Annotated in this window: 17 protein-coding genes; 10 read left to right on the forward strand and 7 right to left on the reverse strand. The window is 67.6% G+C overall.

Going from position 1 to position 25,894, the window contains the following annotated elements; translation table 11 throughout:
- The first annotated feature begins 101 nt into the window (after positions 1-101).
- The 4 genes from NJQ98_RS01830 to NJQ98_RS01845 are packed head-to-tail and all read left to right on the forward strand — an operon-like array spanning position 102 to position 5,666.
- Positions 102-1,310 carry an Nramp family divalent metal transporter gene (locus tag NJQ98_RS01830; protein ID WP_262175087.1) on the forward strand — a complete coding sequence of 403 codons (1,209 nt, stop codon included), beginning with the start codon at positions 102-104 and terminating at the stop codon, positions 1,308-1,310.
- Positions 1,310-3,313, forward strand: coding sequence for a hydantoinase/oxoprolinase family protein (locus NJQ98_RS01835; protein ID WP_262175089.1), 2,004 nt, complete (start codon positions 1,310-1,312; stop codon positions 3,311-3,313). The genes NJQ98_RS01830 and NJQ98_RS01835 overlap by 1 nt, the downstream gene beginning before the upstream one ends.
- A complete protein-coding gene (locus NJQ98_RS01840; protein WP_262175092.1) occupies positions 3,310-4,953 on the forward strand; it encodes a hydantoinase B/oxoprolinase family protein in 1,644 nt (547 codons plus the stop codon). The genes NJQ98_RS01835 and NJQ98_RS01840 overlap by 4 nt, the downstream gene beginning before the upstream one ends.
- The gene (locus tag NJQ98_RS01845; protein WP_262175094.1) at positions 4,950-5,666 is read left to right on the forward strand and encodes a maleate cis-trans isomerase family protein; all 717 of its coding nucleotides are present in this window, start codon (positions 4,950-4,952) and stop codon (positions 5,664-5,666) included. The genes NJQ98_RS01840 and NJQ98_RS01845 overlap by 4 nt, the downstream gene beginning before the upstream one ends.
- Positions 5,667-5,700: 34 nt before the next feature.
- Here NJQ98_RS01845 and NJQ98_RS01850 read toward each other — a convergent pair whose 3' ends face one another.
- From NJQ98_RS01850 to NJQ98_RS01865, 4 genes are all read right to left on the reverse strand, one after another.
- Positions 5,701-6,015 (reverse strand): AzlD family protein, encoded by a 315-nt coding sequence (locus tag NJQ98_RS01850; RefSeq protein WP_262175096.1) that lies wholly within the window; start codon positions 6,013-6,015, stop codon positions 5,701-5,703.
- The gene (locus tag NJQ98_RS01855) at positions 6,005-6,733 is read right to left on the reverse strand and encodes an AzlC family ABC transporter permease (protein WP_262175099.1); all 729 of its coding nucleotides are present in this window, start codon (positions 6,731-6,733) and stop codon (positions 6,005-6,007) included. The genes NJQ98_RS01850 and NJQ98_RS01855 overlap by 11 nt, the downstream gene beginning before the upstream one ends.
- Before the next feature lie 556 nt (positions 6,734-7,289).
- Positions 7,290-9,569, reverse strand: coding sequence for a phosphoenolpyruvate synthase (gene ppsA / locus NJQ98_RS01860; RefSeq protein WP_262175102.1), 2,280 nt, complete (start codon positions 9,567-9,569; stop codon positions 7,290-7,292).
- A 396-nt stretch (positions 9,570-9,965) separates the two neighbouring features.
- Entirely contained in the window at positions 9,966-10,874 is a 909-nt protein-coding gene (locus NJQ98_RS01865) for a D-2-hydroxyacid dehydrogenase (protein ID WP_262175105.1), read from the reverse strand.
- A 111-nt stretch (positions 10,875-10,985) separates the two neighbouring features.
- Here NJQ98_RS01865 and NJQ98_RS01870 point away from each other — a divergent pair, with 111 nt between their 5' ends.
- From NJQ98_RS01870 to NJQ98_RS01880, 3 genes are all read left to right on the forward strand, one after another.
- Entirely contained in the window at positions 10,986-11,558 is a 573-nt protein-coding gene (locus NJQ98_RS01870) for a helix-turn-helix domain-containing protein (RefSeq protein ID WP_262175108.1), read from the forward strand.
- A 94-nt stretch (positions 11,559-11,652) separates the two neighbouring features.
- Positions 11,653-13,380 (forward strand): Nramp family divalent metal transporter, encoded by a 1,728-nt coding sequence (locus tag NJQ98_RS01875; RefSeq protein WP_262175109.1) that lies wholly within the window; start codon positions 11,653-11,655, stop codon positions 13,378-13,380.
- Entirely contained in the window at positions 13,377-13,841 is a 465-nt protein-coding gene (locus NJQ98_RS01880; protein WP_262175112.1) for a hypothetical protein, read from the forward strand. The genes NJQ98_RS01875 and NJQ98_RS01880 overlap by 4 nt, the downstream gene beginning before the upstream one ends.
- Here NJQ98_RS01880 and NJQ98_RS01885 read toward each other — a convergent pair.
- The 3 genes from NJQ98_RS01885 to NJQ98_RS01895 are packed head-to-tail and all read right to left on the reverse strand — an operon-like array spanning position 13,819 to position 21,162.
- Entirely contained in the window at positions 13,819-16,044 is a 2,226-nt protein-coding gene (locus NJQ98_RS01885) for an LUD domain-containing protein (protein ID WP_262175116.1), read from the reverse strand. The genes NJQ98_RS01880 and NJQ98_RS01885 overlap by 23 nt on opposite strands.
- Complete coding sequence (locus tag NJQ98_RS01890; RefSeq protein WP_262175117.1) at positions 16,041-19,430, reverse strand: FAD-linked oxidase C-terminal domain-containing protein; 3,390 nt, start codon at positions 19,428-19,430, stop codon at positions 16,041-16,043. Before NJQ98_RS01890 ends, NJQ98_RS01885 begins: the two co-directional genes overlap by 4 nt.
- Before the next feature lie 7 nt (positions 19,431-19,437).
- Positions 19,438-21,162: an L-lactate permease gene (locus tag NJQ98_RS01895; RefSeq protein ID WP_262175118.1), complete on the reverse strand. Its 1,725-nt coding sequence runs from the start codon at positions 21,160-21,162 to the stop codon at positions 19,438-19,440.
- 1,464 nt (positions 21,163-22,626) lie between these two features.
- Between NJQ98_RS01895 and NJQ98_RS01900 the strand changes: the two genes are divergently transcribed.
- From NJQ98_RS01900 to NJQ98_RS01910, 3 genes are read left to right on the forward strand one after another with little or no spacing between them, the layout of a single operon-like run.
- Positions 22,627-23,892 carry an ABC transporter substrate-binding protein gene (locus NJQ98_RS01900; RefSeq protein WP_262175120.1) on the forward strand — a complete coding sequence of 422 codons (1,266 nt, stop codon included), beginning with the start codon at positions 22,627-22,629 and terminating at the stop codon, positions 23,890-23,892.
- Positions 23,893-23,910: 18 nt separating this feature from the next.
- Entirely contained in the window at positions 23,911-24,945 is a 1,035-nt protein-coding gene (locus NJQ98_RS01905; RefSeq protein ID WP_262175123.1) for a carbohydrate ABC transporter permease, read from the forward strand.
- Positions 24,942-25,868, forward strand: coding sequence for a carbohydrate ABC transporter permease (locus NJQ98_RS01910; RefSeq protein WP_262175126.1), 927 nt, complete (start codon positions 24,942-24,944; stop codon positions 25,866-25,868). The genes NJQ98_RS01905 and NJQ98_RS01910 overlap by 4 nt, the downstream gene beginning before the upstream one ends.
- Positions 25,869-25,894 lie beyond the last annotated feature (26 nt).

Here is a 25,894-nt window from a genome sequence, read left to right on the forward strand (position 1 = left end):
GTACATGGGGCCCTCATACGTCTGATGTTCTTGATGCACACACCTCTCAACAACCTTCTTGTAGGAATCCTCTCTCCCTGTTACTGAATACCAACTAGACAATGTCTCTCATACAACGACTCAAAACTATCGGTCCGGGCGCCATGGTCGCGGCGGCGTTCATCGGCCCCGGCACGGTTACGACGGCGAGTGTCACCGGTGCGGAGTTCGGCTACGCGCTTCTCTGGACGATCGTGTTCTCGATTGTCGCGACTATCGTCCTGCAGGAGATGAGCGCGCGACTCGGCCTCGTCTCGGGCGAGGGCCTGGGCGAGGCGCTGCGCGAACGCTTCGACAACCAGATCGTCGAGTACGTGAGTATCTTCCTGGTCGTGGGTGCCATCGGCGTCGGCACCGCGGCCTACGAGGCCGGCAACATCCTCGGCGGGGCCGCCGGTCTCGCGACCATCACCGGCATCAGCTCGACCGTCTGGGGCGTCATCATCGGGCTCGTCGCGGGCGTGTTGCTCTACACCGGTCGGTACAAGCTTATCGAGGGGGCGCTCGTCGGTCTCGTGGCCGTGATGGCGCTTTCCTTCGTCGCGTCGGCGGCCCTCATCGGGCCGGACTTCGGCGCGATAGCGATGGGCTTCGTCCCGGGCGTTCCGTCCGGGTCGCTGTATCTCATCACGGGGCTCATCGGGACGACGATCGTCGGCTACAACCTGTTCCTGCACGCCAGTAACGTCCAGGAGCGGTGGGACGGGCCGTCGGACCTCGGCCACTCCCGGACCGACACTGTCCTCTCCATCATCGTCGGCGGGGTGATCACTCTCACGATCATGATCACCGCGGCCGCCGCCTTCGAGCCCGGCACGCAGATCAGTGACGTCGGGCAGATGGCCGAACAGCTCCGGCCGCTCGCGGGCCCCTACGCTGAGCTGTTCTTCAGCATCGGGCTGTTCGCCGCCGGGTTCACCAGCGCGACGACGGCGCCGCTCGCTGGCGCGTGGGCTACCACGGGCGCGCTGGGCTGGGACTCGGACATGCAGAGCACGCGGTTCCGGGCCGTCTGGGGGACGATCCTGGGCGTCGGTGTGCTCTCCGTCCTCCTCGGCGGGAGCCCCGTCGAGATCATCGTGTTCGCCCAGGTCGTCAACGGGATACTGCTCCCAATCGTCGCCATCTTCCTGATCTACGCGATGAACCAGGACGACCTCCTCGGCGAGTACACGAACGGGCCGGTCGCGAACACTCTCGGGGCGATCGTGACGCTCATCGTCGTCTGGCTCGGCATCCGAACGCTCCTGAGCGTCGCCGGGGTGCTATGATGGACGGCAGGAGAATCGGCGTCGACGTCGGCGGGACGTTCACCGACGTGTGTCTCTCGCTGGACGGCGAGCTCGTGACCGCGAAGGTCCCGAGCACTGACGACCAGAGCGAGGGCGTGATGGCCGGCATCGAGAAGGCCTGCGAGTCGGCCGGCATCGACCCCGAGACGCTGACCGAGTTCTCCCACGCGATGACGGTGTCAGTCAACGCGCTCCTGGAGGAAGACGGCGCGAAGACGGCGCTCGTCGCGACGGAGGGCTTCGGGGACGTCCTGGAGATCGGCCGGCAGGACCGGCCGTCGCTGTACGACCTCGACGCGGAGAAGCCGACGCCGCTCGTCCCCAGACGCCGCCGGTTCGAGGTCGACGAACGGACGACGACCGACGGGGTCGAACGCCCCGTCGACGACGCCGAGGTCGAGGCGGTCGCCGAACGGATTCGCGAGGCGGACGTCGAGGCCGTCGCCGTCTCGCTGCTGCACGCGTACGCACACCCGGAGAACGAGGCCCGCGTCGCGGAGATACTTCGGTCGGAGCTCGATGTCCCCGTGTCGGCCTCACACGAGGTCCTCGCCGAGTTCCGCGAGTACGAGCGGACGTCGACGACCGCCGTCGACGCGTACGTCCGGCCGGCGATAGACCGGTACGTGAGCCACCTGACCGAGCGCGCCCGGGACCGCGGCGTCCCACAGCCCCGCATCATGCAGGCCAACGGCGGGATTACCGACGCCGAGACGGTCCGGCAAAACGCCGTCTCGACCGTCCTCTCGGGCCCCGCCGCCGGGGTCGTGGGCGCGAGCGCGATGGCGGCCGACGACGGCAGCGACCTCTCGGGGCTCGTCACGTTCGACATGGGCGGGACCTCCAGCGACGTGAGCCTCGTCCGGGACGGGGAGGCCGAGCGGACGACGACGGGCGTCATCAACGACCGCCCGATAAAGACGCCGATGGTCGACATCGAGACCGTCGGCGCCGGCGGGGGCTCCATCGCCTGGGTCGACGCCGGCGGTGCGCTCCGAATCGGGCCGCGTTCGGCCGGCGCCGAACCGGGTCCCGCCTGCTACGGCAAGGGCGGGACGGAGCCGACGGTCACGGACGCGAACCTCGTCCTGGGATACATCGGGGGGAGCACGAGTCTCGGCGGCGAGATGTCGCTGGACGAGGCGGCCGCCCACGACGCGCTGGCCGACCTGGCCGACGAGGCCGGGATGGACGGACCGCTGGCGGCCGCCCGCGGGGTCTACCGGGTCGCGAACGCGAACATGACCCGCGCGATTCGGTCGGTGACCGTCGAGCGGGGGTACGACCCCCGGAAGTTCGGTCTCGTCGCCTTCGGCGGCGCCGGGCCGATGCACGCCATCTCCATCGCTGACGGCCTCGACATCGACCGGGTGATAATCCCGCGTGCCTCGGGCGTCCTCTCGGCGTACGGGCTGCTCGCGGCCGACGAGAAGCGCGACGCGGTCCGGACGTTCCAGCGACCGGTCGCCGACGTCGACCCCGACGCGGTCGACGCCGTCTACGAGGAACTGAGCGCGGAACTGCTCGCCGAGGTCAGCGACCGGGAGCGCGCGACCGTGACGTGTTCGGCCGACCTCAGATACGCCGGGCAGAGCTTCGAACTGACCGTGGACGTCGACCGCCCCTTCGACGCCGAGGACGCGAGGGCGCGGTTCGGCGACGCACACGAGTCCGCGTACGGCTACCGGGCGGACGAGCCGGTCGAACTGGTCAACTGCCGCGTGACGACGACGGTCCCCCGGAGCGAGCCGTCGCTCGAATACACCGGCGGCGGGGACGCGCGGAAGGGGACCCGCGACGCGACGTTCGCCGACGGCACCCACGAGACGCCGGTCTACGGGCGCGAGCGACTGGCGCCCGGCGACGCGGTCGACGGACCGGCAATCGTCGAGGGCGACGAGAGCACCATCGTCGTCCCGCCGGCGTGGGAGGTACAGGTACGCGACGACGGCGCACTGCTGGCACAGAAGGGGGACACATGAGCGACGACCACAGACAGGACGACGGACCCGATAGCGACGCCCCGGACACGGATATCGACCCCGTGACCCTGGAGATACTCCGAAACCAGCTGGAGAGCGTCGCCACGGAGATGGGCCACGTGCTCATCCGCGGCGCGTACTCCCCGAACATCAAGGAGCGACAGGACTGCTCGACTGCGCTGTTTGACGCGTCGGGCCGGATGGTCGCGCAGGCGGAACACATCCCGGTCCACCTCGGCGCGATGCCCGACGCGGTCGAGATAGTCCTCGAAAAGGACCCCCAGCCGGGCGACGTCTTCATCGTCAACGACCCCTTCGCCGGCGGGACGCACCTCCCCGATATCACGCTGGTTTCGACCATCGCGCCCCGGGACGAGGTAATCGGCTTCGCGGTCTCGCGGGCACACCACGCCGACGTCGGCGGCAGCGCGCCCGGGAGTATGCCGCCGGGCGCCCGGGAGATATACGAGGAGGGGCTTCGCCTGCCGGCGGTCCGGCTCGTCGACGGCGGCGAGCCCAACGCGGCGGTCCACGACCTCATCCGCGCCAACGTCCGGACGCCGGACGAGCGGGCGGCGGACCTGCGGGCCCAGCGCGCCGCCAACGACCGGGCGGAGGAACGCATCGGCGAGCTCCTGGACGAACACGGGGAGACGCTGCTCGACGCGTTCGACGCCGTCATCGAGTACTCCCGCGACCGCGTCGAGGCCGAACTCGCCGAGCTTCCCGACGGCACGTACCGAGCGCGTGACGTGCTCGAAGGGGACGGCGTGACCGACGAGGACATCCCGATACAGGCCGCCGTTACCGTCGACGGAACGTCGATAGACGTCGACTTCGCCGGGACGGCCGACCAGGTGGACGGCAACCTCAACGCGCCGCTGTCGGTGGCAAAGAGCGCGGTCTACTTCGTCGTTCGCGCCATCACCGACCCCGAGATACCGCCGAACCACGGCTGCTACGAGCCGGTCTCGGTGTCTGCGCCGGACGGCTCCGTCCTCAACCCGAACCCGCCCGCGGCGGTCGTCGGCGGCAACGTCGAGACGAGCCAGCGGGTCACGGACGTCACGCTGGCGGCGCTGGCGACGGCGGTTCCGAACAAGGTCCCCGCCGGCGGCCAGGGGACGATGAACAACCTCATCATCGGCGACCGGAGCGGGGACTTCACCTACTACGAGACGATAGGCGGCGGCTTTGGCGCCCGCCCGGACAAGGACGGGATGGACGGCGTCCAGGTCGGAATGACGAACACGCTCAACACGCCTGTCGAGGCGATGGAGACCGAGTACCCGCTCCGCGTCGAGCGGTACGCGCTCCGGCCGGGAAGCGGCGGTGACGGTCGGTACCGGGGCGGCCTCGGCCTCGAACGGACCGTGACCGTCGAGACCGATGCCACCGTCTCGCTGCTGACCGAGCGCCGGCGGACCGCCCCCGCCGGCGTCGACGGCGGTGACGACGGCGCGACCGGGGAGAACCTCGTCGACGGTGAGGCGGTCCCCGCGAAGGCGTCGCTCGACGTCGAGGCGGGCACGACCGTCTCGATTCTGACGCCGGGCGGCGGCGGGCACGGCGACCCGGCCGACCGTGACCCGAACGCGCGGGAACGCGACCGCCGCGACGGGAAGGTGGACAGTCGATGACCCGCGTCGGCGCCGTCGTCCCCTCCTCGAACACCACCGCCGAACCGGAGTTCCGTAGCGCGCTCCCCGAGTCGGCCACCGTGCACGCGGCGCGGATGCCGCTCGAAGACGTGACGGCCTCGGCGCTCGACGCGATGGCCGACGACGCCGACCGGGCGGCCTCGCTGCTCTCGGACGCGTCGGTCGACGGCGTCGTCTACGCCTGCACCACCGGCAGTCTGCTGCACGGCTCCGGCTTCGACGCACAGTTAGAGTCCCGGCTGTCCGAGGCTGCCGACGCCCCCGCGGTCGCGACCGCGCTCTCGGTCGTCCGCGCGCTGGACGCGCTGGACGCGGACCGGGTCGCCGTCGCGACCCCGTACGCGGGGGAGCTGAACGAACTGGAACGGGAGTACCTGACGGAGAACGGCTTCGAGGTCGTCTCGCTGGACGGGCACGGCATCGTCGAGAACACGGCTATCGGCGAACTGCGCACGTCGGACGCGAAACGCCAGGGCCGGGCCGTCCTCTCCGAGGCGCCGGACGCCGACGCGCTGTTTCTCTCGTGTACGAACTACCGGTCGGTGCCGGCGCTGGCCCCGCTTGAGGCGGAGTTCGACGTCCCCGTCGTTTCGAGCAACGCGGCGGCCGTCTGGGACCTGTGTAGCCGGCTCGGCGTGTCGCCGGACCTGGATATCCGACTGGCGGACAGGGAACCGGTAGACGGCGCCTGAGCGACTGTCGTACGCTCAGCGCTGTCCGACGCCGCTACACGACCGCTCGCAGGGAGAGCACGACCGCCAGGCCGCTGAGTAGCGCGAGCAGGACGTTCTCGGTCCGCACCATCACGACCAGGACGACGGCAGACGCGCCCCACTCCACGGGGCCCGCGTCCAGTAACTCGGGGCCGAGAATCGAGACGATGATGGCGCCGGGCAACACGTCGAGGCCGGCTTCGACCCGGTCCGAGACCGTGACGCGGTTGAGGACCCACAGGCCGCCCGCCTTCGTGACGTACGTCGCGACGCTCATGCCGACGATGACCGCCACGACGGTCGGGCTGAGCTGGAGGCTAGCTGTCAAAGCGAACCACCTCCACGAGACAGCCGGCGAGGCCGCCGAGCAGGATATGCCAGCGGCCGGGGAGCAACTCCGCGCCGAGTGCGGCGACCGCGAAGGCGGTCACCCACGGGCCCAGATCCGACTTCCCGTCCCAGAGGCCGACGGAGATAGCGACGAACACGGCCGTGAGCACGAAGTCGAGCCCGTAGGTCGCCGGATCGCTGACGACGCTCCCGGCGACCGCGCCGACGACCGTCGAGAGGACCCAGAACACCCACATGGCGAGCCCGCTCCCGAGGAGATACGCGCCCTGGCGGCTCCCGGACCGCAACTTCCCCATCGTCAGCGCCCAGTTCTCGTCCGCGGTGAAGAAGACGCTCCCGTAGGCCTTCGCCGGCGAGAGCTGGCTGAACCAGGGGCGCAGCGCCGCCCCCATCAGGGCGTAGCGGAGGTTGACGATGAACGTCGTCCCGATGACCGCGAGGACGGGAACCGGCGTGTCCCACAGCTCGATGGTGATGACCTGCGCCGCCCCGGCCAGAACCGTCGCGCTCATCAGCGCCGCCTCGGCGACACTCAGCCCGGCCTGCCGGGCGAGCACACCGAAGACGACGCCGTAGCCGGCGACCCCGAGCGCGATTGGGGTCCCCTCGGTGAACCCATTCCGGACGCCGGACAGCGAGAACTCGACGGCCGGTTCCGCCCCGTCGCCCGACTCCTGCTGTGTGCTGTCACTCATTTTCGTGTCCCATCGCTCGGATTGCGATGTTCACCGCACCAGACGCTTATCAGTTCTTTTTGCGGGCTGTCGGCTCGGTCCCCCACTCGGCATCGGCAGTCTGTCTCCGCGTGCGGAGCTCCGAGAAATATTCAATATAACTGCATAAAATCACATCTGATATATCGGGCTATCGGGCACAAATGCGCTGTCCGCTGTCGGTTGCCGCGAATATGGACACACTGGCGTGAGTAAAGGGTCGAAACCGTCAAAGTGAGCCTTTTCAGAGTCGGGCCGACTATCTCACTCGCCTATGGCGTCGGCCCGCCTCGCCTCATACATCCTTCGAATTAGAGAGGCGTAACCGCTAGAAAATGCGGAATAGAGCGGCATATATCGTCGAAAACGGTTACCGGAGTACACGCCGGGCAACCCGCTCACATCCCACCGAAGGCAGGTAATGAATATATAGGATATTCGGGAAATAGATGAGGTATTGGAATTCTGAATTATAGTCGACAGCCCCATCCGCCGCGCTCGCCGCCAGCCCCGGCTCACCGGGAGACGCCGGCGCGGCTCACTCCCGGACGGATTCGAGGATGAGGTGTTGCTCGACGCGCTTCGCCTCGCGCTGGGCGTCGTGTGCGGCGTCGACGTTGACGCTTATCGAGCTGATGCCGGCGTCGACGAGTTCCTGTATCATCTTCGGGTTCGAGGCGGCCTGCCCGCAGATGCTCGTCGCGACGTCGTGGTCCCGGCAGGTGGCTATCGTCTCGCGCATCAGGCGGACGACGGCGGGGTGGAGCTCGTCGTAGCGGTCGGCGACGGTGCCGTTGTTGCGGTCGACGGCGAGCGTGTACTGCGTGAGGTCGTTCGTCCCGAAGGAGACGAAGTCGACGCCGGCCTCACAGATGTCCTCGGCACACAGCGCGCTGGCGGGTGTCTCGACCATCGCGCCCCAGTCGCGCTTGTCGGGGTCGATGCCGACGGCCTCCATCTGCTCGCGGGCCCGACGGACGTCCTCGCCGTCGTTGACCAGCGGGAACATCAGCTCGACGTTGTCGTAGCCCATCTCGTAGAGCTTCTGGAACGCCCGCAGCTGCAGCCGGAAGGTCTCGGGCTCGTCGAGCGAGCGCCGGATACCGCGGTAGCCCAGCATCGGGTTGTGTTCGGCCGGCTCGTCCTCGCCGCCCTCCAGCTTGCGGAACTCGTCGGTCGGGGCGTCGAGGGTCCGGATGCGGACCGGGCGGGGGTAGAACGCTTCGGCGACGGTCCGCATCCCGTCGACCAGCGAGCTGACGAAGGCGTCCTCGCCGTGGTTGGCCACGTAGTGGGCCGGCGTCTCGTTCGTGGACAGCACCATGTGTTCCATCCGGAGCAGCCCGACGCCGTCCGCGCCCGTGCTGGCGGCCCGCTCTGCCGCCTCGGGAATCGAGACGTTCACCTTGACGTCCGTCGCGGTCATCGGCTTCGCGGCCGGGCCGCTCGGTCCCGCCGCGGACTGCTGGCTCTCGGCGTCGCCGTCGCTCGCGGGGGCCTGCTGGCCGTCGGCCACGATGCCCCGGTCGCCGTCGACGCTGACGAGCTGGTCGTCTGTGAGCGTCGACGTCCCCGTCTCGGCGCCGACGACCGCGGGCACGCCGAGCTCGCGGGAGACGATTGCGGCGTGACTGGTCATCCCGCCCTCGTCGGTGACGAGCGCCCCGGCGCGTTTCATCGCGGGCACCATGTCCGGCGTCGTCATCTCCGTGACGATGATGTCGCCCTGGTTCACCTTGTCGAGCTGGTCGAGGGTGCCGACGACCCGCACCGTCCCGGTTGCGGTCCCCGGACTCGCGCCGAGTCCGTCCACGAGGACGGAGTCGTCTTGCCCGTCGGGAGTGCCCGCCGTCTTGGTCCCCTCGTCGCCCGCCTCCGCGTCGATAGTCGTAATCGGCCGGGACTGCAGGAGGTAGATGCTGCCGTTGCTGATGGCCCACTCGACGTCCTGTGGCTCACCGTAGTGTTCCTCGACGAGCTCGCCGATTTCGCTCAGGTCGTGTAGCTCGTCGTCGGAGAGGACGCGCTCGTCCCGCTTTGCCTCGGGGACCTCCGTCTCGACGGTCTCGCCGGTCTCGGGGTCCCTGACGTGCATCACCTTCTTCGTCGAGACCGTCACCGACTCGACGGCGTCGGTCTCCCGGTCGTAGGTGTAGTGGTCGGGCGAGACGGAGCCGGAGACGACGGCCTCGCCGAGCCCCCAGGCGGCCTCGACGGTGAGCTGTCGCTCGCCGGTCGAGGGGTGGCTGGTAAAGAGGACGCCCGATTTGTCGGCGTCGACCATCCGCTGGACGACGACCGCGATGTCCACCTCGGCGTGGTCGAACCCCTGCTCCTCGCGGTAGTAGAGCGCCCGCTGGGTGAAAAGCGACGCCCAGCAGCGCTTGATTCGGTCGAGCAGCTCCTCGCGGGTGATGTTGAGATACGTGTCCTGCTGGCCGGCGAAGCTCGCGTCCGGGAGGTCCTCGGCGGTGGCCGAGGAGCGAACGGCGACGACCGAGTCCTCGCCCAGGTCGTCGAAGGCCGAGAGCACGTCGGACCGGATCTCGTCGGGCCACGGGGCGTCGAGAATAAGCTTCCGGGCCTGCTGTTCGGCCTCGGCCAGCGCGCGGGAATCCTCCACGTCGATGTCTATCGCCTCGAACAGCTCCTCGGCGATCTCCGTCTCCGTGATAAAGCGCCGATAGGCGCCCGCCGTGACGGTGAACCCGTCCGGAATCGGCAGGCCGTGTTCGGTCAGCTCGCCCAGGGATGCCGCCTTCCCGCCGACGGTATCGATGTCACTGGCACCTACTGCGGTCAGCCAAGCTACTGACATTGGGTTACTGAAGTATATATCAATACATAAATCATCATGAAGCGGCCGAACGGGACGGGTACTGGGAGAAATTAACTCGATTACGAGTCCGCGTACACTTTTGCCATTCCGGCTGCATCGTACACGTAATGCCTGGAATCGAGGTATCAGAACGGTTGTACCAGCAGCTCCAGACGACCGATGGACTCGACGACGTCGAGGACGAACTCTGGCGGCTCGTGTACGAAACCCGACGCGGCATCGAGTAATCGAGGAGCGCAGTCGGAACCGGCGCGACAGCGGTAGCCGCGTCGCCGTGGGCCGGCGCGGCTACCGAGTGTGTGGAAACGGGCGAGCAGCGGCAGGCGGCACCGCGGCTTCGTTTTCCGTGCCGTGTACCGAGGACTACGAGCCGTCTCAGGCGATGTCCTCGACCATGATGTCGGCCATCCGGTCCCAGTACCGGGGCGTGTGACCGACGTTGTGTGGCGTCACCAGGCAGTTGTCGAGGTTCCAGAGCGGGTGGCCGTCCGGCAGCGGTTCCGGGTCGGTCACGTCGAGGGCCGCCGCACGGAGTTCGTTCGTCTTCAGGGCCTGGACCAGCGCGTCCGTCTCGACGACCTCGCCGCGTGCGATGTTGACGAGGACGCTTTCCGGCGAGAGCAGGTCGAGCGTCGCCTCGTCGACCAACCGCTCGGTCTTCTCGGTGAGCGGGCAAGCCAGAATCAGGTAGTCCGTCCGGGGCATGATTTCGGGGACGTCCCCGAACCCGACGACCTCGTCGGCGTTGCCGCCCTTCGAGGGCGTGTTCCGGACGCCGATGGTGTCGACGCCGAACGGCTCCAGCCGGTCGAGTATCGCGCCGCCGATGGAGCCCATGCCCACGACGGTCACCGTCGACCCGTACAGCTCCCCGGTCCGGTAGTGGTTCCACGTGCCCGCGTCGCTCTGTCGCCAGCCCCGGTCGAGGTTACGAGCAAAGGAGAGGACGTACGCGAGGACCTGTTCCGCGGCGTTGGGGCCGTGGACGCCGGACGCGTTCGAGATGGCCACGTCGTTGGCGGCGAGCGCGTCGAGCGGGAGATGGTCGGTCCCGGCGAACGTACAGACGAACCGTTCGAGGTTCGTCGCGCGCTCCACGTCGTCGGCGTCTATCTCGAACCCGGTGACTATCCTGGCCCGGGGGAGCAGTTCCTCGTACTCCGAGGGGGTCGCGGCGAGTTCGACCTGCATCTCCGGCAACCGCTCCCGAAGCACGTCCCGGTAGTTCCGCGTCGACATCCCGTGAATCGTCTGGTCGAGGACTAACACGTCGACTTCTGACATCGGTTGCACCTCTCGGGAGACGGCGAAAAAGATTGTGCAATACGCGTCTCCCGCCCCGTGCGACAACGTTCATGATTAAAAGATATTACACACGAGTGAAAAGCAGGGTGTATGACCGATTCCACACCAGACTCGGGTGACCCCTCGGCGGCCCCGCAGGAGGCGCAGTTCTCGGTGGAGGCCGTCTTAACCGTCTTCCGTGATCGGTCTGACGCCGCTCGTCCCCTGACTGCGAACGACGTGATGGACGAGCTGGGGTGTTCGCGGCGGACGGCACACAACAAACTGAACGCGCTCGTCGAACGCGAGGTCCTCGAGACCCGCAAGGTCGGCGCGCGGAGTCGGGTGTGGTGGCTCCCGATTCCGAACTCGGGGACCGCGGCCGCCGAGCGGGCGCCGGTCGCCGAGCCGACCGTCGACACGGAGGTCGCCAACGCGGAACTCCCCGGTTCGGGGGAGCTGCTGAAGCAGCGCCGCGAGGCGCTGCAGGCGGCCTACGACTACGTGAGCGAACACCCGAACGCGACGAAGTCCGAGTTCCTCACCGAGGTGTTCCCCGACTATCCGGCGGGGTGTAAGACGGCCGACGAGTGGTGGAAGATAATCGAGCCGGCGCTTACCGACCTGCCCACCGTGGACGTAGAGACCGACCGCGGCCACGTCTGGCGCTTCGTCAAAGGGTGACCGACGTATATGATAGCAACTGCTACGACGACACCGTCCGCGTTCGCTCGCGCTGTGACCGCGACACGGACACACGACTGTGAGAGACCGACAGATGGGTGACAGAGACAGACCACGCGACGGCGCTGACGACGTCTACGCGTCGCCGGAGGATATGGACTACCCCACCGCGTCGTACACGCCGGTCGCGTACGACAACCTCGACGCGGCCCCCGAGAGCGAGTCCCAGCCCGAACGCGGGACCGGCGGTTCGTTCGGACTGCTCGACCTCCCCAAAGTGCCGAAGCTGAAGTACATCGTCGGGCCGAGCGCCATCATGCTCGGCGCCTCGCTGGGCAGCGGCGAGACGCTGTTCTGGCCGACGCTGGTCGCCCGCTACGGGTGGGCGCTGTTCGGGCTCTTCCTGCTCGCCGCGGCCGTCCACTTCGTCGTGAACACCGAGATACAGCGCTGGACGCTCGCGACCGGCGAGAGCGTCTTCCGCGGCACCGAGCGGCTCCACCCGGCCGTCCCGCTCGCGCTGCTCGCCGGCGGGTTCGTCAGCCTCGGCTGGCCCGGGTGGGCGGCGAGCGCCGCCAAAATCGGGGCCGCCGGACTCTCGCTGGGCACCTACGAGCTCCTCGGGACCCAGCTCGCCGGCTGGCGACTGCTCGGCATCGTCCTCATGGTGTTCACCTGGCTCACCTACCAGCTGACGCCGCTGATGTACAACGTCGTCGAGCGCCTCCAGCTCCTGCTCGTCTCGCTCTCTATCTTCTTCGCCGTGGTGCTGTTTGCCCTCGTGGGCTCGGTGGAGGCGCTGGCGTCGATACCCGCGAACGTCTCGCTGAGCGGCAATCAACTGCCACTCGAGAGCATCGCCGTCCTGCTCGGCGCGCTGGCCTACGCCGGGGCCGGCGGCTATCTGAACCTCTCACAGAGCCTCTGGATACGCGAGAAGGGGTACGGGATGGGCCGCTATCAGGGCCGTATCAAGAACCCCTTTGCCGGCGACGAACCCGAGACGGTCCACCGCGACGGGTTCACGTTCGTGCCCGAGCGGGTCAACCTCGACCGGTGGCGCGGCTGGTGGCGCGTCACACAGCTCGAACACCTGCTCACCTTCCTCGTCGGCCTCGTCGTCGTGACGGGCGTTCTCACCTCCATCGCGTTCACCTACGCGTCGGGGTCCGCCGAGACGGCCGTCGACATGTGGCTCGTCGAAATCGTCCCCGCCGTGGGGCCACTCGCCAGCAGCGTCATCTACATCCTGCTGTTTCTCGCGCTGTTTACCACCGAGTACGCCATCGTGGAGTCGTTCGTCCGCAACAGCTCCGACGTGATATACGAGCTGTACGGCCGCGAGGCCGGCTGGAGCCTCCCGCGGCTGTTCTGGACGCTGCTGACCGTGTTCTGTCTCTGGGGCATCGTCATCCTCCTCTCGCCGCTGGCCGCCCAGGACCCCTTCGGGCTCCTCGTTGTGGGCGCCGCGATGTCGGGGCTGATGATGTGGCCCTACATCCTCGCCATCCAGCTCGTCAACACGGTGCGGCTCCCCGAACACACGATGCCCGGCTGGGGACGGGTCGTCTCGATGTGGTTCGCGGCCGGCTTCTTCGGCTACTTCAGCGTCCTGCTCGTCGGCACCTTCCTGTCGGCCCGCGCCGGACTCGACGCCTTCGCCGTCGACCCGTTCGTCGCCGGGAGCGCCGCCGGGGGGTACGCCCTGTGGCTGGGGTACGCCGCCGTCCAGGTCGCCGTCATGTACTACGTCGCGAGGGCCAAACGGGCCGCGACCGGAACCGTGGCCGACGCCGACCGCGCGAAGGGCTGGTTCCCGTGACGGACGTTCGGATACACCTCCACTTCACGATGGCCGCGGCCGTGCCGCTCAGGCTGCTCGACGTGGTGTTCCGTCCCGACCACCTGCTGTTCGTCGAGTACGACTACCCGACGCCGCTCGACCTCGCGACGGGGGCGCCGGCGCGGGAGGCGGACGCCTTCGCCGCGCTGCTCCGGACCGAAGGGCTCACGGCGGCGCTCGATGCGGCGGACGCCGTGACGGGACTCCCCTACGACGACGTGGACGCGGTTCAGGTCTACGACGGCGGCCGCTTCGGCCGGGAGGCGGTCGTCGTCGACCCGGTCGGCGACTCGACCCGCGTCGTCCGCGTCCACGGGGACATCGACCTGGACGGCTTCACAGCGGCACTGCGGGACGTTGTCGACGGTTACGACGTAACCGTCTCCCGGCGGACGGGGCTGGCGCTCGGGGGCTGGCTCAGGCGCCTGGCTCCCCGCTGACCCGCTCGGTGCGGACGACCGGCGTGAGCAGTTCGACCGGGTGCTTCGGGGACCGGCCCAGCAGGTCGTCAAGCTGTTCCTCGCAGGAGGTCCCGCTGGCGACGACCGTCCGTTCGTCGGTGTCGGCCGTGGTGAACTGCGCTTCCAGCTCTTCCCCCACGGCCATGCTCACGTCGTAGTACTCCTGCTTGTAGCCGAAGCTCCCGGCCATCCCACAGCACTCCACGTCGGAGGTGACGACGTCGAACCCGAGTTCTTCCAGCACGGCCTCGGTGTACCGCTCAACGCCCAGCGTGCGCTGCTGGCAGTGGCTGTGGTAGGCGATTTCCTCGCCCGCCCCGTCGCGGAGCGCGTCGGCGTCCGCGCCGTTCTCCAGACAGCCGTAGACGTACTCCAGTATCTCGTAGCTGTTCGCCCGCAGCCGCTCGTAGCGCTTTTCGTCCAGCAACTTCTCGTACTCGCGCTGGAAGAGGGCGTGGTCGCTCGGTTCGATGACGACCACGTCGCGGCCGGCGTCGACGTGTGCGAGGAGGTCGTCGGCGACCGACTCGGCGTGGTCTCGGGCCGTCGCGACCATCCCCTGGGACAGCGGGGCGCGACCGCTCGCGGACACGTCCGCGAGACGGACCGCGACGCCGAGCGCTTCGAGCGCCCGGACGGCCGCCTTCCCCCGCTCGACTTGGACGTGGTTCGTGTATAGGTCCGGGAAGAGGACCACCTCACGCTCCGGGTCGGGGACGGGCGGCCGGTCGGCCATCCACGCCCGCAGCGTCTCGCGCCGGAACGCCGGGAGCGCGCGCCGGCGGTCGACCCCCGCCACGCGCTCTAGCACCCGCCGCGAGACGGGGTTGTCGGCCAGCCAGTTCGAGACGGGCGCCGTGGCGCTCCCCAGCCGCGCCAGCGTGGCGAAGTTCCCGAACAGCCGCTTCTGGAGCGAGACGCCGCCGGGCTCCTCGTCGGGCGTGAGCCCCTCCACGAGCCAGTCGAGGTCGGTCTCCCCGTCGCGGTTCACCCGGTCGCGGACGGCGGTGTTTATCCAGGGGATGTCGATGCCGACGGGACAGGCGTTCACGCAGCGCGAACAGCCCGTACAGAGGTCGTTGAACTCGCCGGCGGTGTCGAGCCCCTCGACGCCGGCCTCCCAGCCGGTCGCGATGCCGCCGGAGTAGGTCTCGCCGCCGAAGGCGTGGCCGCCGACCTGCTGGAAGTTCGCACAGGAGTTCGAACACGCCGAACACCGGATACAGTACAGCGTCTCCCGCAGGTCCTCGTCGTCGCGCATCGCCATCCGGCCGTTGTCTATCAACACGAGATGGAACTCCCGGTCGTCGGCCGGCCCGAGTTCGTCCGCCTCGAAGTCCAGTGTCGGCGAGTCGACGGGCGGGGTCAAAAGCGAGACGTAGGAGGTGATGTCCTGGCCGGTGCCCGAGCGGCCGATGAGCTCGACGAACGGGTGGAGGTCCTCGACCGTGGGGACTACTTTCTCGACGCCGGCGACGGCGACGTGAGTGTCCGTCGCGGTGACGGTCTTGCGGGCGTTGCCCTCGCTGGTCACGAGCGCCATCGTCCCCGAGTCGGCGGCGACGAAGTTCGCGCCGGTCACGCCGACATCGGCCGCCGTTATCTTCTCGGCCAGCTTCCGCCGGGCGAACATGGTGAGGTCCTCGGCGGTCTCTAAGGGTTCGTCCGGGTCGAACCGCTCGGTGAACAGCTCGGCGATGGCCTCCCGCGACTTGTGTATCGCCGGCGCGACGATGTGTGAGGGGGCCTCGTCGGCGACCTGGAGCACCCACTCGCCCAGGTCGGTCTCGACGACGTCGACGTCGTCCTCGGAGAGGGCCTCGTTGAGCTCCATCTCCTCGGAGGTCATCGACTTGCTCTTGACGACGCGCTCGCCGTCGGCCTCGCTGACGACGTTCCGGACGTAGTCGTTCGCGTCGGCCGCGTCGTCGGCGACGTAGAGGGTCCCGCCGTTTTCCTCGACGGTCTCCCGAAGCTGGGACAGCAGCGAGGGGAGACGCTCGATGGCGTCCTCTTTGATGGCGCGTGCTTCGTCTTTCAGCGCCTCGTAGTCCTCGAGTTTCGCGACCGACTCGTAGCGCCCGTCGTTGAACCCCTGGGTGTTCGTCGAGACGGCGTCGCCTTCGGTTTCGAGGATGTGGCGGATGTGTGCCGCCTTCGTCTCGCGACTGCTCGCCGTCACGGGTCGACCACCACCACGTGGACCGTCTTCGGGCCGTGTGCGCCCTTGACCAGCGCCCCCATGTCGGCGGTCGCGCTGGGCCCCGTCGCGATGACGCCGCTGAATCCCGACTGGCGGGACCGCTCACCGATTTCCGCCAACCCGTCGTCCATCCCCGGGACGATGTCGTCGGCCTCGAGGACGGCGACGTGCTGGTCGGCGAACAGGCTGACGGGCTCGACACCCGACTCGGTGGTCGGGACGACGACGCTCCCGTAGTCGCTGATGCCCAGCGTCGCCGGGGTGACGCCGGTCGCGGCCGCTTCGAGGTCCGACGGCGAAAACTCCGTCTGGACCGCGTCGGGGAAGTCGTAGCTCGCGTCGTCGGGCTCGACGCCGACGGCCGGGGACGACGCGATGCGTTCTATCGTCGCCGCCACCTCGTCGGGAGGGACGACGGTCGACTCGACGTCGAAGTCCCGAAGCCGGTCCCGAAACCGCTCGCGTACCGATTCAGTGCTGGTCTGTGACATGTACTCTCGCTCCGTTCGGTCGGCAAGTAGCCGTTGGTTGTTTGTCGGTAAACATATCGATTTCTCACTCGTTCGATGGTCCGGTGGCGACGCCAAAACAGGGAGGGAGCTACGGCCGGGACCGCGCCGTCGCGAGCGCGTCGGCCAGCGCCTCGACGGGATGTCCCGGTCTAAGTCGAACGCGTCGAGATACTCACACAGGCCGTACGTGTGTGTCGCGACGGCCGTCGTCCGCTCGTCGCTGCCCAGCAGGTCGAGGTAGTCCGACTGGAGCATCACCGCGTCGGAGGGCTCGACGACGACCACGTCGCGGCCGGCGTCGACGTACGGTTCGAGCGCGTCGACCACGCCCTCGGCGGTCGACCGGGCGTCGTCCAGCAGCCCCTTGGAGTAGGCCGGACGGCCGCTGTCGGTGTGCCCGGAGAGCAGGGTGACGTGGACGCCCGCCGCTTCGAGCACCTCGACGGCCGCCTTCCCGACTTCGGGGTGGACGTGGTTCGTGTACGCGTCCGCGAACAGGACGGCGCTCCGGGTCGCCTCGTCGGTCGATAGCCGCCGCTCGCGGGCGTCGAACCAGTCGGCGAACGTCTCCGAGCGCAGCGTCGGCGGGTGCCGCTCGCGGGCGATGCCGACGGTCTTCTCAAGGAGCGCCCCGCTCCCGGGGAGCGACCCGAGCAGGTTCGCGACCGGGGCGACGCGGCTCCCCAGCGCGAACAGCGTGTCGACGTTCGCGAACAGCTTGTCCCGCAGGCTCGCGCCGTGTTCCTGGTGGTGGGCGTGTGTGACCTCCGCTTTCAGCTTCGCCATGTCGACGCCGCTGGGACAGTCACGCTTGCACCCCTTACAGCCGATACAGAGGTCGAGTATCTCCTCGACGAACTGCTCGTCCGTGGGGTCGTCCGGGAGGTCGCCGCTCATGGCCTGCCGGAGCATGTTCGCCCGGCCCCGCGTGGCGGTCAGCTCCTCGTCGGCGGCCCGGTAGGTCGGACACATCACGCTCCCGGTGGTCTCCTGGGGGCCGCGACAGCCGCCACAGCCGTGACAGAGTTCGACCATCCCCTCCATGCCGTTCTCGTTGTCCCACTCCAGGGTCGGCGCCAGCCCGGCGTCGACGTCGTACTCCGGGTCGAAGCGCAGCTGGGTGGCCATATCCACGGTGCGGGCCCGCGGGGGCGCCGTGCCGGCCTCGACGGCCGCGTCGTCGACGCCGACGACCTGTCCCGGGTTCAACAGCCACTCGGGGTCGAACGCGGTCTTGAGTTCCCGGAACACGTCCCACACGTCGGTTCCGTACAGCTTCTCGTTCCAGCACGTCCGGGCGCGGCCGTCGCCGTGTTCGCCCGACACCGACCCGCCGTACTCGACGACGAGGTCGGTCACGTCGTCGGCGATGGAGACCATCGTCTCCACGCCTTCGACGGTCTTCGTGTTCACCAGCGGGCGGATGTGCAGGACGCCCGGGCCCGCGTGCGCGTAGAACGACGCGAACGTGTCGTGGGCCTCCAGCACCTCCTGGAAGTCGGCGACGTACTCGGGGAGGTTCTCCGGCGGCACGCCAGTGTCCTCGATGAACGCGACGTGTTTGGCGTCGCTCGTCCGCGAGAGCAGGATGGGGAGCCCCGACTTCCGGAGCTTCCAGAACTTCTCGCGCTCGGCCTCGTCGTGGGCCTCCAGCCCCTCGGCGGCCCGAACCGGCTCGTCAGTCACCGAGGCCGTCCCGTCGAGCCGGTCGGCCAGCAGCCGGTCGACAAGCTCCCGGCCCTCGCTGTCGTCCTCGGCGTAGAACTCGACGAGCAGCGTCGCCCGCGTGCCGTCGGGGAGGATGGCCGCCACGTCCTCGAACTCGGCGGTGTCCCGAGCGAGGTCTATCATCACGTCGTCGAGGATTTCGACGGCCGCGGGGTCGTGTTCGAGTATCGGCGCCACGTCGGCCATCGCGTCTATGAGGTCCCCGTACGTGAGCAGGGCCATCGCCTTCGTCTCGGGGACGGGTTCCAGCGAGACGGTCGCTTCCGTGACTATCGCCAGGGTCCCCTCGCTGCCGGCCAGCAGCCGCGCGAGGTTCACGGTGCCGGCCTCCCCGAACTCGCCGTCGGCCTCGGCGACGAGCCGGTCGAGGTTGTACCCCGAGACGTTGCGCTTCAGGTCGGGGTAGGCCGCCGCTATCTCGTCGCCGTGGTCGTCGAGCACGTCGACGACGGCGGCGTATATCCGGCTCTCCAGGTCGTCGTCCCCGGCGCGCTCGCGCAGCTCCGCGACCGATAGCTCGCCGAACTCGGTGACGGTGCCGTCCGAGAGGACGACCTCGCAGGACTCGACGTAGTGGTCGGTCTTGCCGTACTGCAGCGAGTGGGCGCCGGTGGAGTTGTTGCCGATAGCGCCCCCGAGCGCGGACTTATCGCCCCACGCGGGGTCGGGGGCGAACTTCAGCCCGTGGTCGGCGAGGTCGGCGTTGAGGTCGCCCAGCGTCGTCCCGACCTGCGCCCGGGCGGTGCGGCCGCCGGGGTCGACGGTTCGCACGTCGTCCATGTACCGGGTGAAATCGAGCACGACGGCCTCGTTGACCGTCTGGCCGGCGAGACTCGTCCCCCCGCCCCGCGGCAGGACCGGCACGTCGACGGACGCACAGGTCTCGACGACGGCCGCCACGTCGGCGGTCGAGGCCGGGAAGACGACGCCGACCGGCGGCACCTCGTAGATGCTGGCGTCGGTCGCGTACGACTGCCGGGAGTACTCGTCGAACCGGACGTCGCCGTCCACGCGGGCGCTGAGGCTCTCGACCAGCGCGGGCCGGTTCACCTCGCCGCCCGTGTGCTCGTATCCCGTCCGCGGCTCGGCGGCGGGGGCCGAGCGGGTCGGTTCGGGTCCCGCCATCGCCCGCCTAGAACACCCCCGGCGCCAGGACGTAGACGAACAGAAGCGTCAGGATGCCCGTCGTCACCGCGTAGTACGTCAGCGGTATCAGCTCCAGGCGGATGACCCGACCCTCCTCGCCGACGAGGCCGACGACGGCCAGCGCGGCGACGACGTTGTGGATAGCCACGAGGTTCCCGATGGCGCCGCCGACGGCCTGGGCCCCGACGACGATGGTCCGGGAGACGCCGAGCTCGGTCGCGATGTTGTACTGGAAGGTGCCAAAGAGGATGTCGCTGACGGTGTTCGAGCCGGCGAGGAACGCCCCGAAGGCGCCGACGGCCGCCGCGAAGAACGGATAGACGCCGCCCGCGGTGTCGGCCGTGGTCTCAGAGAGGACGACGAGCATGCTGTCGATGCCGGCGCTCTGGCCGGACTGAATCATTATCTGGACGGTCGCGACGGCGAAGACGAGCGCGATGACCGCCGGCGTCACCTTCTCGACGGACTCTAGCCACGCGGCCTTTATCTCCGCGCCGTCCATCCGGTGCAGCGGGATGGTGAGCAGGTGGACGAACACGAAGATAGCCCCCGGAAGGTACAACAGCGCGAAGTCGTTGGACATCCCCGTTCCGAGGATATCCGCCCACTCGAGGACGAGCGTCGAGGTGAGGAAGCTCGTCAGCGGGTCGACGACGCGGGTCACCACGAGCAGCCCGGCCAGAACGACGTACGGCGTCCAGGCGCGGACCAGGGACATCTTCTGGTCACCGGCGGTCACCTGTCCGCCGTCGGCCGCGACGGCCGTCCCCCGGTTGGTCGACTCGCCCGGTTTGATGTCGCCGATCCAGTGGTCGGGCCAATCGGACTTGGGCGCGAAGTCCCACTCCTCGTCGGGGTGGAAGTAGCCGGCACGCAGCGCGGTCACCGTGATAGCCATCCCGACCATCGCGCCGAACAGGCCGGGGAACGTCGGTCCGAGGAAGTACGCGGTCAGCCAGTAGGGAACGGCGAACGACAGCCACGCGAACAGCGTGAGCGGCAGCACTTCGAGCGCGGGCTTGATAGAGCGCTCCTCGCCGAAGAACCGCGTCATCATCGCGACGCTGATGAACGGAAGCACCATCCCGACGATGACGTGATGAGTGGCCGCCCACAGGCCGATTTCGGCGACCCACCCTTCGACGGACAGCCCCTGAGCGGCGACGGCCGCGGAGATGGACTCCGAGGAGCCGAAGATGTCCTGCAGCCCGATTATCAGCGGCGTCCCGACCGCGCCGAACGTGATCGCCATCAGGTTCCCCGTCAGCGCGACCACGACGGCGGCGAGCGGCGGGAATCCGAGCCCGACGAGCAGCGGTCCGACGATGGCCGCGGGCGTCCCGAAGCCGGCCGCCGACTCGATGAACGACCCCATCAGGAACACCAGTAGGACGACCTGGACGCGCCGGTCGTCGCTAATGGACGTGAAGCCGGCGTTGATGGCGTCGAAGGCGCCCGTCTGCTTGAGCGTGTACAGGAGCAGTATCGCCCCGAACACGATCCAGAGGATGTTGACCGCGGTGATTGCGCCGTTCAGCGACGCGGCGGCGATCCACCGAGGGGTCATGTCCCAGCCGACGTAGCCGACTACCCCTGCGACCACCCACGCGATGGGCATGGAGCGAGTCGCGGACCAGTACCGGCCGATCATCAGGAACGAGATGACCGCGAGGGGTAACACCCCCATGATGATCTGTGCCGCTGTGGCCATCACGGACACCCCCTGTCTGTTGTCCCCGCTGTGGTTCCCGCCCGATGCAACTCTGTGAATGCCGTGGCGACTGGCATAGCCGACACACTCTATCATGCATTATTTATAACTGACTACCGTTCAGCGGCTGCAGTCGACGGTACCGACCGGTACATACGAGTTTACCGGCCGATATCGGGCATCTCGTCTCCCCCACGGTGCGTAACTCGCGGCGTGGTGCCCGCTCGGCTCTCCCGCCCTCGTGAAGGGGGTTCACTCGTGTGTACACTCCAAAAACCGCCAGACGACTTCTGATACATACGTGTGTATTCGCCGTGGCGGCGGTATCCGCCCGAAACCAGACAGTGTTGCCTGCTATCGGGTAGCTGTCAATTCGCGGCGCGGTCAGTACCGCCTCCCGGTACCGGCCACACCATAACAACGATACTGTTGTTATTTTCTGCGGCACCCTCGTCTCGCAGCTCCGGTTACTCCCGATACTGACGCCGCCCTGCCGAGGGGTGCCAGGCACTCCCGACGGTCGCTCGGTCGCGTCGGCCGTGTCGCGATACGAGGCCCGTCAGCCGCTCCTCTCGGGCTGTCGGTCGAACCTGGAACAGCTGATATATCGTTCTGGAATGTATGTCTCTTATCCTGTAGGTCTGCCTCCGTCTTTTCGGTCTTATACTACGTCACTCACCCCCGTTCGCTCCGGTCGTGTCCGGATTTACCGCTGTAACCGCTCGATACTGGCTGTTTACGTGCTCCATCGCTGTTTGACCGGCGGCCGACTCGTCGCCGTGGCTTCGTCACAGCGAAGCACAGCTGTGTAGCCGTTTTCGTCGGTATATGGAACAGAGATTCGACGTTGGCTTCGGCTAGGCGGGTTGCAGAGAGTACGTACCTTTTCGACGATAGGTCTACATAAACTCAGTATCTCTATCATGAACAGGCGATGGCCCGGTACTCGTCAGAGTCGCTTCCGCTTCGCTCACTCGGACGCTGTGACGGCGGGGCCCGGTTTCGGCGCCGGTGTGATTGAATTACAACGCCGTGCGCCGACATCGCTGTGGCCTGCTGGACGGATAGCGACGCAGGCGCCGCTATACCGTCAATACGCTGATTTCGACCGCCGATCGTTTTGTCGACCGCCGACTCACGGCCACCCTCTCTGAGAAAAATATACTAAAATTACAACTGCTATTCGGTCGGAGTGAGCAAGTATGGCCGCAATTCTCCCGAACTCTCACTATTAAACACAGTTAATTAGAGTTATTCTGGGCCGTAATTATAAAATAGTCGATGATATTCGGGACGAATACGCGAATCTTCCACTGGAGCCCCGTTTCTAGGCGTTTAGAAATTCTACTATCCCAATTTTTAATGCACATGTTGGCTAAGGTGTGTATGTATGCTCACTGATTGCAGCCGTTCGCACGGGCGACAGGCCATGCACACGACAGCGGACACACGGGGGCTGACACGATGACGGACGAAGAGGGCGTCTCCCGCCGTCGCGTCCTCCAGGGCGCCGGCGTCGCCGCGGTCGCCGGACTGGCCGGCTGTGGCGGTGGCGACGGCTCCGATTCGAACAGCATCGAACTGCTCCACGCGTGGTCCGACGGTGACGGCAACGCGGCTATCGGGGCACTCATCGAGGGGTTCCAGGAGGCCCACCCCGACATCGAGTTCGCCGAGGAGCCGGTCAACGGCGCCGCCCGCTCGAACCTCGACCAGGTCGTCCAGAACCGCCTCCAGTCCAACGACCCCCCGAGCACGTTCCAGACGTGGCCGGGCAAGACTCTGGAGAAGTTCGGCGACGCCTACGAGGACATCGAGGGCGACGTCTGGGACCAGGACATGAAGGACAACTACCTGGAGGGCCCACAGGCACAGGCCCAGATGGACGGGACCTTCGTCACGGTCCCGCTGAACATCCACCGCATCAACAACCTGTTCTACAACGCGAACGTGCTGGAATCGGCCGGTGTCGACCCCAGCAACATGTCCAGCCCGAGCGACGTCGTCAACGCCTGCGAGCAGGTGGAACAGAACACCGACGCCGTCCCCTTCGCCCAGCAGACGAGCGGCACCTGGTCGACGACCCAGCTCTGGGAGACCATCCTGCTCGCCGAGGGCGGCATCGACGGCTACGAGGCGTTCATCAACGGCAACGGCAACCGCTCCGAGGTCAAGGCCGCGCTCGACTCCGTCGTCGAACTGGAGGAGTACTACCCGAGCGACGCCTCCTCGCTCAGCTTCACGGAGGCCAACACGATGGTGATGGAAGGCAACGCCGCGTTCATCCACCAGGGCGACTGGGCCGCCGGCGCCTACAGCGGCAACGACGAGTTCAACTACGGCGAGCAGTGGGGGCAGGTCACCTACCCCGGGACGGAGGGGAGCTACCTCCTGAACATGGACTCGTTCCCCTTCCTCGCAAACAACCCCTCGCCGGAGGCGACCAAGACCTTCCTCAGCTACTGTGGCAGCAGCGAGGGACAGGTCCTGTTCAACGCCGAGAAGGGGTCGATTCCGCCCCGGAGCGACGCCGACGTCTCCAGTCTCAACCAGTTCCAGCAGGACCAGTACGATGACTTCAACAACGCCGACAACCAGCCCCCGTCCATCGAACACGGGCTGGCCGTCGCCCCGGGCGTGAAGACGAACATCAGCGACGCGTTCAGCAGCTTCCTTGAGACGTCCGACGCCTCGGCCACCGCCGACGCGCTCATCGACGCGTTCAACTGACCCGCCACTCCCCAATTTATGCGCAATCCACTTACGATACTTCGACACCGCCTGGTCGGCGGCCGGAACGCTCGCACGGAAGGGGGTGAGCCAAGCGACGCAGACCTGCGTCCCGACGGGGGCGAGGTCAGCGCCGACGAGGGCGAGTCGTTCTTCCAGCGGGACTCGGTGCGTTCGGCCCCGTTCTGGCTCCCCCCGGCGCTGCTCATCGGCGTGTTCGTCTACGGCGCCATCGGCTGGAACGTCCTCCTGTCGCTGACCGACTTCACCGGACTCGGGTCGCCCGACTACAGCTCGCTCGACTTCGAGAACTACGTCGTCGCCTTCCAGGGCGGGACGCCGTCGTGGTCGGACCTGACTGTCGACCCGATATGGAACTCGCTCGGAAACACGGTCCTGCTCATCGTCGGGTTCACCGCGGTGTGTCTGGCGCTCGGGCTCTTGCTCGCCATCCTGGTCGACCAGGAGATACGCTTCGAGAACACCTTCCGGACGATATACCTGCTGCCGATGAGCCTCTCGTTCGTCGTGACGGCGAAGTTCTGGCTGTACATGTACAACCCACAGACGGGGCTCATCAACATCGCGCTCGGCGCCGTCGGCATCGGGCCGGTAGAGATCGTCCAGAACCCCGACCTGAAACTGGCCGCCGTCGCCTTCGCGCTGGTGTGGCAGTTCAGCGGCTACGCGATGGTCGTCTATCTGGCGGGGCTGCGCGCCATCCCCGACAGCCACTTCGAGGCCGCCCGCGTCGACGGGGCCTCGACGGTGCGGATGTACTGGCGGGTCATCATCCCCCAGCTCCGCACCGCGACCGTCAGCGCGCTCGTCGTGTTGACGGTGTTCGCGCTGAAGGCCTTCGACTTCCTCTACTCGATGTACGGCTACCAGCCCGGCCCCTCGGCGGACATCCTGGCGACGCGGATGGTCCGTGAGGCCTACAGCAACGGGAACTGGGCGTACGGCTCGGCTATCGCCGTCGTCCTCTTCCTGATGGCGCTGGCCATCGTCTCGCCGTACATCTACTCCCAGTACAAGCGAGGTGCGCTATGAGCTTCGGCACCTCGACCGATGAGGAGTCAGAGATAGACACCGGCTACCCGCTTCGCCGTATCGCCCTGTATATCACGCTCGTGGCGATGGCGGTGTTCTACCTCATCCCCATCGAGACCGGGGTCGTGACCTCCTTCACGAACCCGGCGTCGTACACGGGACAGTACCCCTACCTCCCGCCGCTGGAGCCGCTCCTCTCCGGGACCGGGGAGTTCTCGCTACAGTCCTGGACCAGCGCGTTCGACCTGCTCGGTCAGGGTCTGGTCAACAGCGTCATCCTCGTCGTCCCGGCGACCATCCTCTCGGGGCTGCTCGGGAGCATGGCGGCCTACGGGCTGACGACGGTGAGCTGGCGCGGCCAGATCGCCGTCTACATCACCTTCGTCGCGGGCATCTTCATCCCCTACCAGGCGGTGCTGGTGCCCCTGACGCAGTTCTGGTACAACGTCGTCCCGCTACGGACGGCGTTCCAGCCTGTCACCGTGTTGCCGTTCGTCCAGGGCTACCACTGGAAACTGGTCGCGCTCATCGTCACGCACACGGCCTACGGGCTCCCCATCTGTACGCTGCTGTTCCGCGCGCACTACAAGAAACTCTCCGACGAGATGATAGAGGCCGCCCGGCTGGACGGGGCCTCCATCTACCGCATCTACCGGCGCATCATCCTCCCGCTGTCGGTGCCGATGTTCGCGGTGGTGTTCATCTACCAGTTCACGCAGATATGGAACGACCTCCTCTTTGCGCTGACTATCGTCCAGTTCGGCGACGCCTCCGTCGTCACGCAGGACCTGGTCGGACTCGGCGTCTCGCAGTCGGGGACGAACTTCCCGCTCCGGATGGCCGGAGCCCTCGTCGCCGCGCTCCCGACGCTGCTGGTCTACGTCCTGTTCGGCGAGAAGTTCGCCAAGGGGGTCGCAGCGTGACTGTCCGCCGTTCGCACGCGACCGAG

Origin of the sequence: Haloarcula laminariae (genome assembly GCF_025457605.1) — an archaeon.
Classification (GTDB): domain Archaea; phylum Halobacteriota; class Halobacteria; order Halobacteriales; family Haloarculaceae; genus Haloarcula; species Haloarcula laminariae.

Coding starts and splice junctions, on each gene's coding strand:
- NJQ98_RS01830 (WP_262175087.1), top strand. CDS start 102: ATGTCTCTCATACAACGACTCAAAACTATCGGTCCGGGCGCCATGGTC.
- NJQ98_RS01835 (WP_262175089.1), top strand. CDS start 1,310: ATGGACGGCAGGAGAATCGGCGTCGACGTCGGCGGGACGTTCACCGAC.
- NJQ98_RS01840 (WP_262175092.1), top strand. CDS start 3,310: ATGAGCGACGACCACAGACAGGACGACGGACCCGATAGCGACGCCCCG.
- NJQ98_RS01845 (WP_262175094.1), top strand. CDS start 4,950: ATGACCCGCGTCGGCGCCGTCGTCCCCTCCTCGAACACCACCGCCGAA.
- NJQ98_RS01855 (WP_262175099.1), bottom strand. CDS start 6,733: ATGAGTGACAGCACACAGCAGGAGTCGGGCGACGGGGCGGAACCGGCC.
- ppsA (WP_262175102.1), bottom strand. CDS start 9,569: ATGTCAGTAGCTTGGCTGACCGCAGTAGGTGCCAGTGACATCGATACC.
- NJQ98_RS01865 (WP_262175105.1), bottom strand. CDS start 10,874: ATGTCAGAAGTCGACGTGTTAGTCCTCGACCAGACGATTCACGGGATG.
- NJQ98_RS01870 (WP_262175108.1), top strand. CDS start 10,986: ATGACCGATTCCACACCAGACTCGGGTGACCCCTCGGCGGCCCCGCAG.
- NJQ98_RS01875 (WP_262175109.1), top strand. CDS start 11,653: ATGGGTGACAGAGACAGACCACGCGACGGCGCTGACGACGTCTACGCG.
- NJQ98_RS01890 (WP_262175117.1), bottom strand. CDS start 19,430: ATGGCGGGACCCGAACCGACCCGCTCGGCCCCCGCCGCCGAGCCGCGG.
- NJQ98_RS01895 (WP_262175118.1), bottom strand. CDS start 21,162: ATGGCCACAGCGGCACAGATCATCATGGGGGTGTTACCCCTCGCGGTC.
- NJQ98_RS01900 (WP_262175120.1), top strand. CDS start 22,627: ATGACGGACGAAGAGGGCGTCTCCCGCCGTCGCGTCCTCCAGGGCGCC.
- NJQ98_RS01905 (WP_262175123.1), top strand. CDS start 23,911: ATGCGCAATCCACTTACGATACTTCGACACCGCCTGGTCGGCGGCCGG.
- NJQ98_RS01910 (WP_262175126.1), top strand. CDS start 24,942: ATGAGCTTCGGCACCTCGACCGATGAGGAGTCAGAGATAGACACCGGC.